Source organism: Petropleomorpha daqingensis (assembly GCF_013408985.1).
Classification (GTDB): Bacteria; Actinomycetota; Actinomycetes; order Mycobacteriales; family Geodermatophilaceae; genus Petropleomorpha; species Petropleomorpha daqingensis.
Genome location: NZ_JACBZT010000001.1, coordinates 4450914 through 4467895, shown reverse-complemented (window position 1 = coordinate 4467895; position 16982 = coordinate 4450914). Strand labels below are relative to the sequence as shown.

Below are 16982 nucleotides of genomic sequence, written 5' to 3'. Positions count from 1 at the left end.
TTCAGACGCGGACGACGTCCTCCGTCGTCCCCCGGTCGTCCGGCGCGCTCTCGGCGCGGGACGGCGTACGGCCCCCGTCGAGATCGGCCGCGACCTCGGCGGGGTCGGGTTCGGCGAACGCCTCCGGTGACGGGCAGGCGCAGACCAGGTGCCGGTCGCCGTACGCCTGGTCGATCCGCCGCACCGGGCTGAGGTAGGACCGGCCGACCAGCCCTGGCACGGGGTGCACCGCGACCGACCGCGGATAGGGCCGCTCCCACTCCCCCGCCACCATGGCCAGCGTGTGCGGCGCGTTGCGCAGCGGGTTGTCGCCGCGGTCGTACTCCCCCGTCGCGACCTTCTCGATCTCGGCGCGGATGGTCGCCATCGCCTCGACGAAGCGGTCGATCTCGCCCTTGTCCTCGCTCTCGGTCGGCTCGACCATCAGCGTCCCGGCCACCGGGAAGCTCATCGTCGGCGCGTGGAAACCGAAGTCGATCAGCCGCTTGGCGATGTCGTCGTTGGTGATGCCGGTCGCCTTGGTCAGCGGGCGGATGTCGAGGATGCACTCGTGCGCCACCAGCCCGGTGGCGCCGGTGTAGAGCACCGGGAAGTGCTCCCGCAGCCGCGCGGCCACGTAGTTGGCGGTGAGGATGGCGTGCTCGGTCGCCTGCTTGAGGCCGTCGGGACCCATCAGCCGCAGGTAGGCCCACGAGATCGGCAGGATGCCGGCCGACCCCCACGGTGCCCCCGACACGGCCGGCCCCTGGCCGCCGGTCTCGGCCAGGGGGTGACCCGGCAGGAACGGCACGAGGTGGTCAGCGACCCCGATCGGCCCGACGCCCGGACCGCCGCCGCCGTGCGGGATGCAGAAGGTCTTGTGGAGGTTGAGGTGGCTGACGTCGGAGCCGAAGCGCCCCGGCCGGGCCAGCCCGACCATCGCGTTGAGGTTCGCGCCGTCGACGTAGACCTGACCGCCGGCGTCGTGCACCGCCGCGCAGATCTCCTGCACCTCGGTCTCGAACACCCCGTGGGTCGAGGGGTAGGTCAGCATGATCGCGGCCAGCCGCTCGGCGTGCTGCTCGATCTTGGCCCGCAGGTCGCCCAGATCGACGTTGCCGGCGTCGTCGCAGGCCACCACGACCACCCGGAAGCCGGCCATGACGGCGCTGGCGGCGTTGGTCCCGTGCGCGGAGCTCGGGATCAGGCAGACGTCGCGCTGCTCGTCGCCGCGCGAGCGGTGGTAGCGGTGGATGGCCAGCAGCCCGGCGAACTCGCCCTGCGAGCCGGCGTTGGGCTGCACGCTCACGGCGGCGTAGCCGGTGATCTCGGCGAGGTCGGCGCACAGCTCGTCGATCAGCTGCCGGTAGCCGCGGGCCTGCTCGGCCGGGGCGAACGGGTGCAGGTGCGCGAACTCGGGCCAGGTGATCGCGGCCATCTCGACCGCCGAGTTCAGCTTCATGGTGCACGAGCCCAGCGGGATCATCGTGCGGTCCAGCGCGAGGTCCTTGTCCGACAGCGCGCGCAGGTAGCGCATCAGCTCGGTCTCGGAGCGGTGCACGGTGAAGACCGGGTGGGTGAGGAACGGCGTGGTGCGGCGCAGCTGCGCCGGCAGCGCGTCCGCGCCGCCGCCGGGCAGTTCGCCCGCTGCCACGCCGAAGGACTCGGCCACCGCGCGCAGGACCGCCGGCGTCGTCGTCTCGTCGCAGGCCACCTGGACGACGTCGTCGTCCACCTGCCAGAGGTTGATCCGCCGCGCCGCGGCGGCCGCGACCACCTCGGCGGCCCGGCCGGGTACGCGGACGGCGAGGGTGTCGAAGTACTCGGCGTGCACCAGCTCCAGGCCGCCGTCGGTCAGCCAGCCGGCCAGCGCCTGGGCGCTGCGGTGCACGCGGGCGGCGATCTCGGTCAGCCCCTCGGCGCCGTGGTAGACGGCGTAGGCGCCGGCCATGACCGCCAGCAGCACCTGGGCCGTGCAGATGTTGCTGGTCGCCTTCTCCCGGCGGATGTGCTGCTCGCGGGTCTGCAGCGCCAGCCGGTAGGCGACGTCGCCGTCGGCGTCCACCGAGACGCCGACCAGCCGGCCGGGCAGCTGGCGGGCCATGCTCTCCCGCACCGACAGGTAGCCGGCGTGCGGGCCGCCGTAGCCGAGCGGCACCCCGAAGCGCTGGGTGGTGCCGACGGCGACGTCGGCGCCCCACTCCCCGGGTGCCTCCAGCAGGGTCAGCGCCAGCAGGTCGGCGGCCACGACGACGGCGGCGCCGGCGTCGTGCGCGGCGGCGGCCAGCGCGCGGTGGTCGCGCACGGCACCGCTGGCACCCGGGTAGGACAGCAGCACACCGAACGCGCCGGCCTCGGGCAGGTCGGCCGGCCAGCCGCCGGACAGGTCGGCGACGTGCAGCCGGATGCCCAGCGGATCGGCGCGGGTCTCCAGGACGGCGAGGGTCTGCGGCAAGGTGTCGGCGTCGACGACGAAGACGGCGTCGGCCTTCGCGCGACCCGCCCGGCGGACCAAGGTCATCGCCTCGGCGGCGGCGGTGGCCTCGTCGAGCATCGAGGCCCCGGCGACCGGCAGGCCGGTGAGGTCGGCGACCATCGTCTGGAAGTTGAGCAGCGCCTCCAGGCGGCCCTGGCTGATCTCGGGCTGGTAGGGCGTGTAGGCGGTGTACCAGGCCGGGTTCTCGAGGATGTTGCGCTGGATGACCGCCGGCGTGAGGGTGCCGTGGTACCCCAACCCGATCATCGAGGTGTAGACCTCGTTGGCCGCGGCGCGTTCACGGAGCTGGGCGAGGACGGCGGCCTCGTCGGCGGCGGGCGGCAGCGCCAGCGGCGTGCGGTCGCGGACGTCCTCGGGCACGGTGGCGTCGACCAGCGCGTCGAGGGAGTCGAAGCCGACCACGGCGAGCATCTCCGCCGTCTCGTCCGGCCGCGAGCCGATGTGGCGGGCCGCGAAGGACCCGGACGGATCGAGCTCGGAAAGACTCGGCAGCGCGCGGTCGGTCACTGGCGGCACGATACCCGTGGCGGGAGGCGCTCAGCCGAGCGCCGGAGGGTGCGGCGGGGGTCCTCGATCAGACGGCGGCGCGGGCGCGGCGGCGGCGGGAGAGCTCGTCGTCGGCGGGGCTGACCGTGCCGCCGTCGATGCGCTCGGCGGGCAGCTCGGCCAGCTCGCCGGACAGCTCGCGCAGGGCCCCGGAGACCGCGATGCCGAACACGCCCTGGCCGCCGGCCAGCAGGTCGACGACCTCCTCGGCCGAGGTGCACTCGTAGACCGTGGCGCCGTCGGAGAACAGCGTGACGTTGGCGAGGTCCTTGATCCCGCGGTTGCGCAGGTGGTCGACGGCCTTGCGGATGTTCTGCAGGGAGACGCCGGTGTCCAGCAGCCGCTTGACGACCTTGAGCACGAGGATGTCGCGGAAGGAGTACAGCCGCTGCGTGCCCGAGCCGGTGGCGGTGCGCACCGACGGGGCGACCAGACCGGTGCGCGCCCAGTAGTCGAGCTGCCGGTAGGTGATCCCCGCGGCGGCGCACGCAGTGGGACCCCGGTACCCGACGTGATCGTTGTCCACCTCGTCGTAGGCCGGCGCGCCGACTGCGGCATCGCTGAAGAGCTGACCCTGGGAGCCGTTGCTCTGGTCGCTCACGTCCAGCGTCCTCCTCGTGTCCCGGCCCGCTGCAGCGGCGGTGGACCCGGCGCTACACCCACCAACCTCAGGTGTCACACCGGTGTTGTTCGCCGACCGTAAGCCGGGCCCTGGGGTGGGTCAACTGAGGACGGCGGCGTGTCGCCGATGCTCCCCCGGAGGGGTTGGCTGCCGTGACCCTATCGTCTCGACGACCTCGGAGTCGGGCCGCGGTAGCGGACGTGACCGAACCGGGACCGGGCCGCCGCTCAGCTGCTCCGTCCACTGGGCTGACTCCGCGCGCCAGTCCGCTCCTCGCTCGTTCCTCGCTGCGATGCTCTCGGCGCTGTCGTCAGCCGCCGGAACCGGAACCGGCGCCGAAGTCCTCCGGCGAGATCTGGTCGAGGAACTCGCGGAACTTCTCGACCTCGTCCTCCTGCTCGTCCGGGATCTCGATCCCGACCTCGTCGAGCAGCTCCTCGGCGCCGTAGATCGGGGCGCCGGTGCGGACGGCGAGGGCGACGGCGTCCGACGGGCGGGCGGAGACCACCCGCTCGTCGCCGAAGACGAGCTCGGCGATGTAGATGCCGTCGCGCATCTCGGTGATGTTGACCGCCTCCAGCGTCGCGCCGAGCGCCCGGACCACCTCGCGGAGCAGGTCGTGGGTCATCGGCCGGGCCGGGCGGACACCCTGCTGCTCGAAGGCGATCGCGGCGGCCTCGACGGCACCGATCCAGATCGGCAGGTAGCGCTCCCCCTGCGCCTCCTTGAGCAAAAGGATCGGCTGGTTGCCCGGCAGCTCGACACGGACGCCGACGACTCGAAGCTCCTGCACGGTACGGCTCCCTCAGCTGCGGCCCGGGGGTAGCGGGCGGTCTGTTCGGTCGGCCGGCCGGCGCGGGTTCCGGCCTGGCGACGGATTCACGGTACGCCCGACCTATGGGCGGAGGAGGTCCCGCAGGCGCGCCTCCAGCAGGGCCATGTGCAGCTGCGCGGACAGCGCCGCGAGCTCCCGCAGCTTCTCCGTCGCCCGGGCCCGCGACTCCTCCGAGCGGGCCCGCAGCAGCGGTGCGACCAGCTGCTCGATCAGCCCGGCCTCGCGGTCGGCGCCGTTGCTGTACCCGCGCAGGTGCCGCGGCTCGATGCCGTGCCGGGCCAGGCCCGCCGCCGCCCGCGCGACCGGCAGGTCGGCGGCCGGGTGGCGGCCCTTCGCGTCGGGCACGAGCAGCCCGAACTGCACGCAGTCGGCCAGCTGCTCGGGCTCGAGCCCCGCGGCGCGCGCGAACTGCTCGGCCGGCAGCGGCTCGCCGCCGTCGTCGTCCACCGCGTCCAGCCCCCCGGGTGGGGGGACGGCGACCGGGCCGGGGACGACGGCGGGCAGCGGCTCACCGCGGTCGAGCGCCTCCAGGTGCTCCTTGATGACCCGCAGCGGCAGGTACTGGTCGCGCTGGGCGGCCAGCACGTAGCGCAGGCGGGCGACGTCGGCGGACGAGAACTTCCGGTACCCCGACGGCGTGCGCTGCGGGTGGACCAGGTCCTCGGCCTCGAGGTAGCGGATCTTGCTGATCGTCACGTCGGGGAAGTCGTCGCGAAGAACAGCCAGCACCTCGCCGATCGAGAGGGAACCCCTGGACAGGTGAGGGATGCGCTGGTCGCCGGCGGCCCCGAACGCGCTCTCGCGCGGTTCGGGCACCGGTCAGCGGGCGGCGGGCTCGCCGGTGCGGGGACCGGTGAGGTAGACGAGCCGGAACTTGCCGATCTGCACCTCGTCGCCACCGGCCAGGGTGGCGACGTCGACCGGCTCACGGTTGACGTAGGTGCCGTTGAGGCTGCCCACGTCGTGCACGGAGAAGCCGCCGCCCTCGCGGTGGAACTCCACGTGCCGGCGGCTGACGGTCACGTCGTCGAGGAAGATGTCGCTGTCGGGGTGCCGGCCGGCGGTGGTGACGTCCTGGTCGAGAAGGAAGCGGCTGCCGGCGTTGGGGCCGCGCTTGACCACCAGCAGGGCCGAGCCCGGAGGCAGCGAGTCGACCGCACCGGCGTGCGCGTCGGCGGCGTCGGCGACGCTGACCTCGACCTGCTCGCCGGAGTCCTCACCGCCGACCTTGGGGATGACGCTGGTCGACTCCCCCACGCGCTCCTGCGAGAGCGCGGCACCGCACTGCGCGCAGAAGCGACTGCCCTCGGGGTTGTTGTGGCCGCAACGAGTGCAGTGCACGTGTGTCTCCTCCGGTGCTGTCGGCTCCGCCGCGGGCCAGAGCGCTGGCTGCGGGCGGCCGGCGGACGACGGACCGGTCAGCCCGTCGTGGTCGGTCGCCGTGGGGTCACGGCGGGCCGTGGGTCATGGAACCAGCCGGTCGGCCCGAGGGTCAACCGGACGTACAGGGTGAGGGTCGCTCCGCCCGACGGGTGTCGGGTGGCCGTCCCGGGGCCGTTCGATGTCGAGGGCCCGTGCGCTGATCATAGTGAGAGCGACGCCGAGGCAGCGGCGGGAGGGCTGTGCCTCAGGACGCGTCGACCAGCGCCTGGTAGGCGCCGGCGTCCAGGAGGGCCTCCGTCGGGTCCCCCTCCCCCTCGACGCGGATCTCCACCAGCCAGCCCTCGCCGTACGGATCGGCGTTGATCGTCTCCGGCGCATCGGCCAGCCGCTCGTTGACGGCGGCGACCACCCCGCTCACCGGCGAGTAGATGTCGGAGACCGATTTGGTGGACTCGACCTCGCCGACGGCGTTGCCGGGGGTCACCTGCTCACCGACCTCGGGCAGCTGGACGTACACGATGTCGCCGAGGGCGTCCTGCGCGTGGTCGGTGATCCCGACCCGCACGACCGTCGCCCCACCGTCCTCGCCCCGGACGAGGGCCCACTCGTGCTGGTCGGTGTAGCGGCGGTCGTCGGGCGTGGCCATGCGGCAGGGTCTCCTTGCGCTCGGAGGACGATTGCTCTCTGGGGGACGACGTCAGTCGTCGGACTGCGGCGAAGCGTATTGAGGCGTGTCGAGCGGCCGCAACGCGTCCACCACGATCTGCTGGGACTGGGTGATGTCCACCGATCCCCCGCGGCCGCCGACGCGCTGCACCACGCCGCCGGGGATGTTCATCGCGGTCTCGAGGTTCTGCGGCGAGCCGATGACCAGCACCTCGTACGGGGCGCTGATGTCCTGCCCGTCGATCTGCAGCGCGCCGGGGTCGCCGGTGACGGCGGAGGACACCCCGATCCGCACGCCGTCGATCTGCATGGTCTCCGCACCCGCGCCGCGCAGCTCCTGGATCGCGTCGAGGACGTCGGCCACCCGGACCTCGCCGCCGGGGTCGCGGATGAGCATGCGCAGCCCCGGGCCCTGGGCGGCGAGGGTGCCGTTGAGGATGCCGATCGCCTCGGCGCGCTGCCGGGCCTCCTGCAGCGCCGCGGCCGACTGGCTGTCGGAGTTGCTGAGCTGCTCGAGCGCGCTGCGCTGGTCGGCGATCTGCAGCCGCAGCCGCTCCTCCTGCGCGTTGAGCGTGTCGAGGATGCGCACGAGGTCCTCCTCGCGCGCGCCGGCGAGCTTGGAGTCCTGGTCGTTGCTGCGCACCTGGACGGCGAAGGCGAAGCCCAATAGCAGGGTCAGCACGCCGATCAGCGCCGCGGCCAGCGGGTCGCGGCGGCGCTTCCGCTTCGCCGGCGGCGCGGACTCGGGTTCGGGTTCGGCCTTCGGCTCGGTCTCGGCGGTCTCGTCCGACGTCGGGACGTCGGTCGTCTCGTCGGTCGTCGAGTCGTCCGTCGTCTCGCGGGCCTCGGCGGCGGTGTCCTCGTCGGTCGCAGCCGGCGTCGGCCGCTCCTGCTCGCTCATGCCCGGAACACGTGCCTTCGGATGGCCGCGGCGTTGCCGAAGATGCGGATGCCGAGGACGACGACCACCGCGGTGGACAGCTGCGCGCCGACGCCGAGCTGGTCGCCGAGGAAGACGATCAGCGCCGCGACGACGACGTTGGAGACGAAGGAGATGACGAAGACCTTCGCGTCGAAGATGCCGTCGAGCCGGGCGCGGAACCCGCCGAAGACCGCGTCGAGCGCGGCGACCACCGCGATCGGCAGGTAGGGCTGCAGCCACAGCGGCACGGTCGGGTCGAACACGAGGCCGAGGACGACGCCGACGGCGAGGCCGAGGATGGGGATCACGGCTCAGTCTCCGGGGGTCGGGTCGGAGGTCGGGCCGCCGCGGGGGACGACGGTGGCCGACCGGAGCTCGGGCAGGCTGGCGGCGGGCAGGGACAGGTCCTTCTCCTTGGCGAAGTCGAAGCGCATCCCGTAGGACTCGTAGAACCCGGCCAGCGCGGTCACCTGCGGGTCGTGGATGAAGTTGCGGCTGAGCGCGTCGGGGTTGCCGATGACCCGGACCTCGTACGGGTTGGTGACCGGGTTGAAGTCGACCAGGACGGCCTCGCCGGCGAAGCGGATGGCGCTGGTCGGCCCGAGCCGCTGGCCGTCGATGCTGATCGCCTCGGCGCCCGCGGCCCACAGCGCGTTGACCACGATCTGCAGGTCGCTGTCGCGGACCATGCTCACCGGGTCGGGAGCGGTGGTGCCGCCGACCGGGTCGGAGTCGGCGTCGGGCTCGGCGTCGGCCAGCGTCACCAGCAGCCCGGGGCCGCGCACCGGCAGCGCCGCGGCACCCTGCTGGGCGGCGGCCAGCGCGTCGAGGGCCTGCTGGCCGACGGCGGTGGACTTCAGCGCGTCGTCCCGGGTGCTGTTGACCTGCCGACGCAGCCGGTTGAGCTGGGTGGTCAGGTCGTCGGCGGTGGCGGTCTCGTCGTCGATGTCGCCGAGCAGCGCCTGGCGCACCTGCGCGCGGCCGTGCTCACCGGCCGCGGCCTGGTCGTAGGTGACGGCGACCAGCAGCCCCGCGATCGCCAGCACGAGCGCCACGACCAGCCGACCGCGGCGCCGGCCGCGCCGGGCCACCTCGGGCGGCTCCTCCCCCGCCCGCGCCGCCTTGCGGGCCGCGGCCTGCGCGTAGGCGGGGTCGAGGGTCTCGGCCAGCACCTGGTCGAGCAGCGAGGCGCCCATCGACCGCAGCCCCCCGCCGCGCGGCAGCGTGCCGGTCATGCAGCCGCCTCGGCGCGCGCGGCGCGCACCAGCCCGGCGACCTGCACCAGGTACAGCACGCCGGCGAGCACGTAGAACGCCGTCCCCCAGATGGTGAACGCCCAGGCGAACGGCGCGGCGACGGTGGCCACCGGCCCGTCGCCCTGGGCGAGCAGGAGGATCGGGAAGGCGTAGAGCAGGAGGAACGTGGCGGCCTTGCCCAGGTAGTGCACCTGCAGCGGCGGGTAGCCGTAGCGGCGCAGCACGAGCAGGGCGAGGCCGAGCACGACCTCGCGGCCGACCAGCAGCAGCACCAGCCACAGCGGCACGATCTCGCGCAGCGCGAGGGCGATCAGCGTGGCCACGATGTAGAGCCGGTCCGCGGCGGGGTCGAGCAGCGCGCCGAGCCGGCTGCCCTGGTCGAGCAGCCGGGCCAGCTTGCCGTCGGCCCAGTCGCTCACCCCGGACAGGGCCAGGACGACGATCGCCCAGCCGTCGGCCTCCGGGCCGAGCAGCAGCCACAGGAACAGCGGGACGCCGAGCAGCCGCAGCACCGACAGCGCGTTCGGGATGGTCCAGACGCGGTCGGCCAGCTCGTCGCGGCCCGGGGCCGACGACGGGATCTGCGCAGCCGCCGACGGCTCCTTCGACGTCGTCACTGCTCCTCCACCCCGGCCGGCCCGCTGCCTTCCGGCACGAGGTTACTGGCCGCCGCCGGGCGCCCCGGCGGCGGCGCGCGGCCGGGCTACGCGGGCACGGCCGTGATCACCGAGGGCGGTGCCGGCTCGTAACCCAGCGGCCGGCGGGTGAACCCGCCCGTGCCGTGGGTCACCGAACGCAGCGCGCTCGCGTAGGTGAGCAGCTCGACCTCCGGCACCTCGGCCCGCACGTGCGTCAGGTCGCGCTCGGGATCGGCGTCGCTGCCGGTCACCCGGGCCCGCCGCGAGGACAGGTCGCTCATGACCGCGCCGACGTACTCGGCGGGCACGACGACCTCCACCTCGCACCACGGCTCGAGCACCCGGGTGCCCGCGGCGCTGGCGGCCTCGCGCACGGCGAGGGCGCCCGCGGCCTGGAACGCGGCGTCGGAGGAGTCGACCGAGTGGGCCTTGCCGTCGACCAGGGTGAAGTGGACGTCGACGATCGGCCGGTCGCCGTTGACCCCCTTCTCCACCTGGGCGCGGATGCCCTTCTCCACGCTGCCGTGGTACTGGCTGGGCACGGTGCCGCCGACGATCTTCTGCTCGAAGACGACGCCGGTCCCGGGTTCCCCGGGCGCGGCCTCGACCACGACGATCGCGTACTGGCCGTGGCCGCCGGACTGCTTGACCAGCCGCCCGGTTACCCGTGCCGGGGCGGCGAGGGTCTCCACCATGGGCACGCGCACGGGCACGGTGTTCACCGCGACGCCGTGCCGGGTGCGCAGCCGGTCGAGCAGCACCTCGGCGTGCGCCTCCCCCACGCACCACAGCAGCAGCTGGTTGGTGTCGGGGCGGCGCTCCAGGCGCACGGTCGGGTCCTCGGCCACCAGCCGGGCGAGCGCGGTGGCCAGCCGGTCCTCGTCGGCCCGGGAGGCGGCCTCGAGCGCCACCGGCACCTGCGGGGTGGGCAGGTCCCACGGCTTCATCAGCCGCGGGTCCTCCGGGGAGGACAGGGTGTCGCCGGTCTCGGCGGAGCTGAGCCGGGCGACCGCGCAGATGTCCCCGGCGGGGCAGGCGGGCACCGGACGCAGGGTCGCCCCGAGCGGCGAGGACAGCGCGCCGATCCGCTCGTCGACGTCGTGGTCGGGGTGGCCGCGGTCGCTCATCCCGTGCCCGGAGACGTGCACGGGCAGGTCGGGGCGCAGCGTCCCGGAGAAGACGCGGACCAGGGAGACGCGGCCGACGTAGGGGTCGGTCGTCGTCTTCACGACCTCGGCGACCAGCGGGCCGTCGGGGTCGCAGGACAGCGACGGCGCCTTGCCGCCGTCCGGCGTCGTCACCGGCGGGCAGCCGTGCTCCATCGGGCACGGGAAGGCGGAGACGAGCAGGTCGAGCAGCTCCGGGATGCCGACGCCGGTGAGCGGGGCCACGGCGAGGATCGGGTGGAAGTGCCCACGGGCGACCGCCGTCTCGAGGTCGGCGATCAGGTCGGCGACGACGAGCTCCTCGCCGCCGAGGTAGCGGTCCATGAGGGTCTCGTCCTCGGACTCGCCGATGATCCCCTCGATCAGCTCGCCGCGGAGCCGGTCGGCGTCGGCCAGCTCGACGTGCGGCTCGAGCAGCGACACCAGGCCGGTGGGGGCGCCGTCGGAGCCGCGCTGCACGAGGTGCAGCGGGAAGACGCCCTCCCCCAGCATCAGCTGGCACATCCGCACGGCCTCGTCGACGTCGGCCCGCGGCCGGTCGAGCTGGCTGATCACGACCGCCCGCGGCAGGCCGACGGCGGCGCACTCCTCCCACAGCTGGACGGTGGCCGCGTCGACGCCGTTGACCGCGGAGACGACGAACAGCGCCGCGTCGGCCGCGCGCAGCCCGGCCCGCAGCTCACCGACGAAGTCCGGCGAGCCGGGGGTGTCGAGCAGGGTGATCCGGTGGTCGTCGTGCTCGATGGTGGCCACGCCGAGGGAGACCGAGCGCTGCTGCCGGACCTCGACCTCCTCGTTGTCGAGGGACGTCGTGCCGTCCTCGATGCGGCCGGCGCGCGGCAGCGCGCCCGTGGCCACCAGCAGCGCCTCGGCCAGCGTCGTCTTGCCCGACCCCGCGTGGCCGACGAGGGCCACGTTGCGCACCTTCGCTGCGGGACGCGGCGCGGGCGCCGTCCCGGTCTCCTTCGCCATGGTCCGGGCCGCTCAGCCGTGCACCGCGTCGCGGACGACGTGGCAGGTACCGCTCGGGAAGAACAGCCCCTCGTGCCCGTCGGGCGACCACTTCACCAGGTACGGGGGCCCGCCCGAATCGCCCCGCACCTCGAGCACCTCTCCGGTGCGCTCCGGTTCTCCCTGGTGGGTGGAATGGACGACGATGTGGTCTCCGACCCTGGCTTCCACGGTGGCCTCCGGGCGCTCGCGCGGATTGTGTTGGGGATCACAGCCTCTCCCCCACGGCGAGCCGGATCAACCCCTGCGCGGCCGCCGCAGGCCCCACTAGATGCGGAAGAACAGGTTGAGGTAGCGGTCGGCCACGGTCCGGTCGCCGCGGATGGTGCCGGCGTTGCTGCGGCCGAAGGCGGTCAGCACGAAGCTGCCCGGGTCGAACTCCAGGACGGCGGAGACGTCGGTCAGGTCGCCGGCCGCGTAGTCCATGCCGTCCGCGCCGATCGTGACCCGGGTGTCGCCGGCGTTGGGGCCGCTGCAGACCCGGATGCCGAGCGTGCACGGCTCGTGCTCGCCGGCGGTGACGGTGTACTTCCACAGCACGAACATGAACGGGACCAGCAGGTCGGCGGCCTCGCCGGACAGCCCGTGCGCCCGGCCGCTGCCCTGGCGGATGTCCCAGGAGTGCACGCCGTAGTCCATGAGCTGGAAGGCCGGGTAGAAGAAGGCCGGCAGCGGACCCATGTAGAAGTGCGGGACCAGGAGGTTGGACCACTCGTCCTCGGTGAGCGCCTCGAAGATCTCCATCATCTTGGCCAGGTCGCCGCGCAGCCGGTCGATCATGGCGCCGCGGCTCTCGGTGCGGAACGCCTGGGCCTGGTCGTCGACGCGGGTGTGCATGTCCGGGAGCCCGTAGGCGTCCGGGACGGCGATCCCGCCGCGGGCGGCGTCGAAGGCGACGAAGTAGGCCTCGGTGGTGTCGACGAGGTGGCCGACGATGTCGCGCACCTGCCAGTGCCCGGCGCCGGTCCCCCGCTCCCACGCCTCATCGCTGTCGGCCATCTCCAGGAACTGCGCGGCCTCCTGGCGCACCACCCGCAGGATGGTGTCCTTGGCCTCGTAGGACATCGCGTTCCAGGTGCTCATCCTCGGCTCCTCCCAGACGGGCAGCTCCCACAGGCAGCGCGCCCACGATCCACCCACGGCGGGCTCCTGCGGAAGGTTCACCACAGGGACCCTCGACTCCGCTAACCTCCGGCCACGCGCTGTCGTCACGGGGATGCGGTGCGTTACGAGAAGGAGCCCACGTGCGCCGACGCACCGTCCTCGGAACTGCCGCCCTCGCCCTCGGTCTGGCCACGGTCCTCGCCGGCCCCGCCCAGGCCGCGGGACCCGCCGTCATCCACGTCCCGAGCGATTTCCACCACTCCCTGTCCGACACCCGAGCGACCGGCCACTACGAGGTGGCCGGCAGCGGACTGCGGGTCTGGACGGAGGGCAGCACGTCGACCGACAAGGTCGCGGAGTACGTCGACACGAACACCCCCTTGGCGGATGTCGGCGAGCCGAAGCTCAACCTGACCAACACCTCCGGCAGCATCCCGCCGGGGTTCCAGCTGGTCGTCGACTTCGACGGCAACGGGTCCGCGGACGGCATCCTGGTCGGCGAGCCGACCTTCTACGGCAACGACTGGTGGGCCTCGAACGGCTCGGCACCGTTCGTGAAGGCCGGTGCGCCGAGCCACACCGGCGGCTCCGGCAGCGAGAACCACGGCACGCTCGACGCATGGCGGGCGAACTTCCCGGACGCGAACGTCCTCGCGTTCGGCTTCTCGCTCGGCTCCGGCGTCCAGGGCGACTGGACCATCGACTCGATCGACTTCGCGGGCACCCCCTACACCTTCGCCGACGACGTCGTCCTGAGCGGCAAGGACCAGTGCAAGAACGGCGGCTGGGCGACGGCCTACCCGACCTTCAAGAACCAGGGCGACTGCGTCAGCTCGTTCGCGAGCAAGGGCAAGAACAAGAACTGATCCGCCCGCCGGACCGGCCTCCCGGGGCTGGTCCGGCGGCACCGGGCTGCGCGAGGATCGGCTGCCGGTCGGCGACCCGGGGGGCGGTGGTGGATGTCCGGTACCGCGCTGCTGGGACGCCGCCGCGAGTGCGAGGGGCTGAGCAGCCTGGTGGCCGCGGCGAAGGCCGGCCGCAGCCAGGTGCTGGTGCTGCGCGGCGAGGCCGGGATCGGCAAGACCGCCCTGCTGGAGTTCCTCCTCGACCGGGCGGCCGGCTGCCGCGTCGCCCGCGCCGCCGGGGTCGAGTCGGAGATGGAGCTGGCCTTCGCCGGGCTGCACCAGCTCTGCGCGCCGTACCTGGACCGGCTCGAGAAGCTGCCCGGCCCGCAGCGCGACGCGCTGGCCACCGCGTTCGGCCTGCGTCCGGGCAGGGCGCCGGACCGCTTCCTCCTGGGTCTGGCGGTGCTCGGCCTGCTCTGCGAGGTCGCCGAGGAGCGGCCGCTGTTCTGCGTCGTGGACGACGTCCAGTGGCTCGACCGGGCCTCGGTCCAGACGCTGGAGTTCGTCGCCCGACGGCTGGCCGCCGAGCCCATGGCCATGGTGTTCGCGGTCCGGGACGGGGAGGACGAGCCCGCACTCCCCGGGCTGCCGGAGCTCGTGGTGGGCGGACTGCGCAGCGCCGACGCGGCGGCTCTGCTGGCCGCGACGCACCCGGGCCCGCTCGACCCCCGGGTGCGGGACCGGATCGTGGCCGAGAGCCACGGCAACCCCCTCGCGCTGCTGGAGCTCCCGCGCGGGCTGTCGGCTGCGGAGCTCGTCTTCGGCGGCGACGCCTCCCCCGCCACCACTCCCCTGGTGCACCGCATCGAGCAGGGCTTCCTGCGCCGGCTGGCGCCGCTGCCGCGGCCGTCCCGGCGGCTGCTGCTGACCGCCGCCGCCGAGCCGGTCGGCGACGTCCCCCTCGTGTGGCGGGCCGTCGAACGGCTCGGCCTCGGGTCCGAGGCGGCGCAGGCGGCCGCGGCCGCGGAGGCCGCGGACCTGATCGTGCTGGGCGACCGGGTCCGCTTCCGCCATCCCCTGGTCCGCTCGGCGGTCTACCGCTCGGCCACCCCCGCCGAGCGCCGCGAGGTGCACCACGTGCTCGCCGACGCCACCGACCCGGACGTGGACCCCGACCGGCGGGCCTGGCACCGCGCCAGGGCCGCCGTCGGACCCGACGAGACGGTCGCCGGCGACCTCGAGCGCTCGGCCGACCGGGCGCTGTCCCACGGCGGCCTGGCCGCGGCGGCCGCGTTCCTCGAGCAGGCGACGGCGCTGACCCCCGACCCGGCGCGCCGGGTGGGCCGCGCGCTCGACGCCGCGCAGGCCAAGGTGCACGCGGGCGCGTTCGACGACGCCGCGGACCTGCTGACCACGGCCGAGGAGGGACCGCTGGCCGAGGCCGGGCGGGCCCGGGTCGACCTGCTGCGCGCCGAGATCTCCTTCGCCAGCCACCGGGGCAACGAGGCGCTGCCACTGCTGCTCGCGGCGGCCGCCCGGCTCGAGCCGCTCGACCCGCGGCTGGCCCGCGACACCTACCTCGACGCGCTGTCGGCCGCGCTGTTCGCCGGGCGGCTGGCCGACGGCGCCGGAGCGGCCCAGGTGGCCCGGGCCGTGCGGCGGACGGCGTCCCCACCCGCGCCGCGCAAGGGCGACGTCCTGCTCGACGGGCTCGCCGTCCTCTTCACCGACGGGTACACACCCGCCCTCGAGCTGTCCCGCCGCGCGGTGCGGGCGTTCGCCGCCGACGAGCTGACCCTCGACGAGGCGCTGCGGTCGGCCTGGCTGGCCGCGGCCACGGCGGCCTCCCTCTGGGACGACGACGGGTGGGACGTCCTCACCCGCCGGCACCTCGACCTGGCCTCCGACGCCGGAGCCCTGTCCGCCCTCCCGCTGGCGCTGACCACCCGGGTCGTCGTCCACCTGTTCACCGGCGACCTGGCCGCGGCGGCCTCGCTGGTCGACCGGCTCCGGTCGGTCGAGGACGTGACCCGGAGCGGGCTGGCGCCCTACGGCGAGGCCGGGCTGCTCGCGCTGCGCGGGGACGCCGAGCGGGCCGAGCCGCTGATCGGGACCGCCCTCGCCGACGTCCGCACCCGCGGCGAGGGCGTCGGGATCAACATGCTCCAGTGGGCCCGGGCGCTGCTGTGCAACGGCCTCGGCCGCTACCGGGAGGCACTGGCCGCGGCGCGGGACGCGGCCGCCGACCCGCTCGAGCTCGGCCCGCCGAAGTGGGCGCTGGCCGAGCTCGTGGAGGCCGCCGCGCGCAGCGGCGATCCGCGGGCGGCGGCCGAGGGGCAGGAGCAGCTCACCGCGCTGGCCCGCGCCAGCGGGACGGACTGGGCGCTCGGCGTCGAGGCGAGCCGGCGCGCGCTGCTGCACGAGGGGCGCGCCGCCGAGGCCCTGCACCGGGAGGCGGTCGACCGGCTGGATCGCACACGGATGCGTGTCGAGCTCGCCCGCGCCCGGCTGCTCCACGGCGAGTGGCTGCGCCGGGAGGGCCGCCGGGTCGATGCCCGCGCGCAGCTGCGCGGCGCGCACGAGGCCTTCGTCGCGATGGGCGCCGAGGCGTTCGCCGAGCGCGCCCGGCGGGAGCTGCTCGCGACCGGCGAGACCGTGCGCAAGCGGACCGTCGAGACCTCCGGCCAACTCACCGCGCAGGAGGCGCACATCGCCCGGCTGGCCGCCGAGGGGCTCACCAACCCGGAGATCGGCGCCACGCTGTTCATCAGCCCGCGGACGGTGGAGTGGCACCTGCGCAAGACGTTCACGAAGCTCGGCATCACCACCCGGCGGGAGCTGCGGCGGGTCCTGCCGGCCGCCGTCCGTCCGTCGTAGCCGTCCGTCCGTCCCAGCCGTGGAACAGCGACCGGTCCCCGGCCGCCCACGCCTCCCGCAGCGCCGGCGTGCTCAGGTCCCAGTCGGGGCGGATCTCGGCCGACGCGGCGCGCAGGTCACGCCACAGCTCGTCCAGCGACGGCCGGCCCCAGAACCAGTAGCCGTCGTAGACGCTGTGGATGCCGAGTCCTGGGGTGAGCACGAGGGTGTGCGGGATCATCGGGTCGTGCTCGGGGTCGGTGTACTCCTGGATGTCGAGGTCCCTCTGGACGGTCCGGCCCGGGTCCGACAGGAACGTCCAGGTCGCCCCGACCGAGGCGCGGAACTCCTGCAGCGTGTGGTGGTCGTCGGTGGAGATGGTGACCAGCCGGGTGTAGGCCACGGCGAACTTCGGCTGCGCCGCGGCCAGGTCCAGGTGCTGCTGGTGCTCCTTGGGGCAGTAGTGCCCGCGGGCGAGCGTGAGCACCAGCGGGTCGCCGCCCTGCAGCTCGCTGAGCGTGCGGACCACCCCGGTGTGGTCGGGCAGCGCGTAGTCGGGGAAGACGCCGCCGGGGACGATGTCGGAACGCACGGCCTCACGACCTCTCCTGCGCCAGACTCTGCGGTGGGCATTCGAACCACGACGACCGGGGAAG

The 16982-nt window shown here is 74.3% G+C and carries 16 protein-coding genes; 2 read left to right on the top strand and 14 right to left on the bottom strand.

Annotated elements, in window-relative coordinates:
• Position 1: 1 nt before the first annotated feature.
• From gcvP to GGQ55_RS22000, 13 genes are all read right to left on the bottom strand, one after another.
• Entirely contained in the window at positions 2-2983 is a 2982-nt protein-coding gene (gene gcvP / locus GGQ55_RS22060) for an aminomethyl-transferring glycine dehydrogenase (protein WP_179720443.1), read from the bottom strand.
• Positions 2984-3050: 67 nt separating this feature from the next.
• Positions 3051-3623, bottom strand: coding sequence for a MerR family transcriptional regulator (locus GGQ55_RS22055; protein ID WP_179720441.1), 573 nt, complete (start codon positions 3621-3623; stop codon positions 3051-3053).
• 331 nt (positions 3624-3954) lie between these two features.
• Positions 3955-4437, bottom strand: a complete 483-nt coding sequence (locus GGQ55_RS22050; RefSeq protein WP_179720439.1) for a bifunctional nuclease family protein — start codon at positions 4435-4437, stop codon at positions 3955-3957.
• Between the two features lie 102 nt (positions 4438-4539).
• A complete protein-coding gene (ftsR, locus tag GGQ55_RS22045; RefSeq protein ID WP_366489982.1) occupies positions 4540-5295 on the bottom strand; it encodes a transcriptional regulator FtsR in 756 nt (251 codons plus the stop codon).
• Between the two features lie 3 nt (positions 5296-5298).
• Complete coding sequence (odhI, locus tag GGQ55_RS22040; RefSeq protein ID WP_179720437.1) at positions 5299-5820, bottom strand: oxoglutarate dehydrogenase inhibitor Odhl; 522 nt, start codon at positions 5818-5820, stop codon at positions 5299-5301.
• 286 nt (positions 5821-6106) lie between these two features.
• The gene (gcvH, locus tag GGQ55_RS22035; RefSeq protein WP_179720435.1) at positions 6107-6508 is read right to left on the bottom strand and encodes a glycine cleavage system protein GcvH; all 402 of its coding nucleotides are present in this window, start codon (positions 6506-6508) and stop codon (positions 6107-6109) included.
• Positions 6509-6559: 51 nt separating this feature from the next.
• Positions 6560-7429, bottom strand: coding sequence for a DUF881 domain-containing protein (locus GGQ55_RS22030; RefSeq protein ID WP_179720434.1), 870 nt, complete (start codon positions 7427-7429; stop codon positions 6560-6562).
• Positions 7426-7758, bottom strand: coding sequence for a small basic family protein (locus tag GGQ55_RS22025; protein ID WP_179720432.1), 333 nt, complete (start codon positions 7756-7758; stop codon positions 7426-7428). The genes GGQ55_RS22030 and GGQ55_RS22025 overlap by 4 nt, the downstream gene beginning before the upstream one ends.
• Before the next feature lie 3 nt (positions 7759-7761).
• Positions 7762-8685: a DUF881 domain-containing protein gene (locus GGQ55_RS22020; RefSeq protein ID WP_179720430.1), complete on the bottom strand. Its 924-nt coding sequence runs from the start codon at positions 8683-8685 to the stop codon at positions 7762-7764.
• A complete protein-coding gene (gene clsA / locus GGQ55_RS22015) occupies positions 8682-9323 on the bottom strand; it encodes a cardiolipin synthase ClsA (protein ID WP_366489978.1) in 642 nt (213 codons plus the stop codon). Before clsA ends, GGQ55_RS22020 begins: the two co-directional genes overlap by 4 nt.
• 86 nt (positions 9324-9409) lie before the next feature.
• The gene (locus GGQ55_RS22010; RefSeq protein ID WP_179720428.1) at positions 9410-11482 is read right to left on the bottom strand and encodes an elongation factor G-like protein EF-G2; all 2073 of its coding nucleotides are present in this window, start codon (positions 11480-11482) and stop codon (positions 9410-9412) included.
• 12 nt (positions 11483-11494) lie between these two features.
• Positions 11495-11692 carry a DUF1918 domain-containing protein gene (locus GGQ55_RS22005; RefSeq protein WP_179720426.1) on the bottom strand — a complete coding sequence of 66 codons (198 nt, stop codon included), beginning with the start codon at positions 11690-11692 and terminating at the stop codon, positions 11495-11497.
• A 96-nt stretch (positions 11693-11788) separates the two neighbouring features.
• Positions 11789-12604 (bottom strand): maleylpyruvate isomerase family mycothiol-dependent enzyme, encoded by an 816-nt coding sequence (locus GGQ55_RS22000; protein ID WP_218859384.1) that lies wholly within the window; start codon positions 12602-12604, stop codon positions 11789-11791.
• Between the two features lie 161 nt (positions 12605-12765).
• Between GGQ55_RS22000 and GGQ55_RS21995 the strand changes: the two genes are divergently transcribed.
• Together GGQ55_RS21995 and GGQ55_RS21990 are read left to right on the top strand one after the other, a co-directional pair.
• A complete protein-coding gene (locus tag GGQ55_RS21995; protein WP_179720424.1) occupies positions 12766-13491 on the top strand; it encodes a hypothetical protein in 726 nt (241 codons plus the stop codon).
• A 93-nt stretch (positions 13492-13584) separates the two neighbouring features.
• The gene (locus GGQ55_RS21990; RefSeq protein ID WP_179720422.1) at positions 13585-16347 is read left to right on the top strand and encodes a helix-turn-helix transcriptional regulator; all 2763 of its coding nucleotides are present in this window, start codon (positions 13585-13587) and stop codon (positions 16345-16347) included.
• Here the strand turns inward: GGQ55_RS21990 and GGQ55_RS21985 are convergent.
• The gene (locus GGQ55_RS21985) at positions 16292-16918 is read right to left on the bottom strand and encodes a redoxin domain-containing protein (protein WP_179720420.1); all 627 of its coding nucleotides are present in this window, start codon (positions 16916-16918) and stop codon (positions 16292-16294) included. The genes GGQ55_RS21990 and GGQ55_RS21985 overlap by 56 nt on opposite strands.
• Positions 16919-16982: the final 64 nt, after the last annotated feature.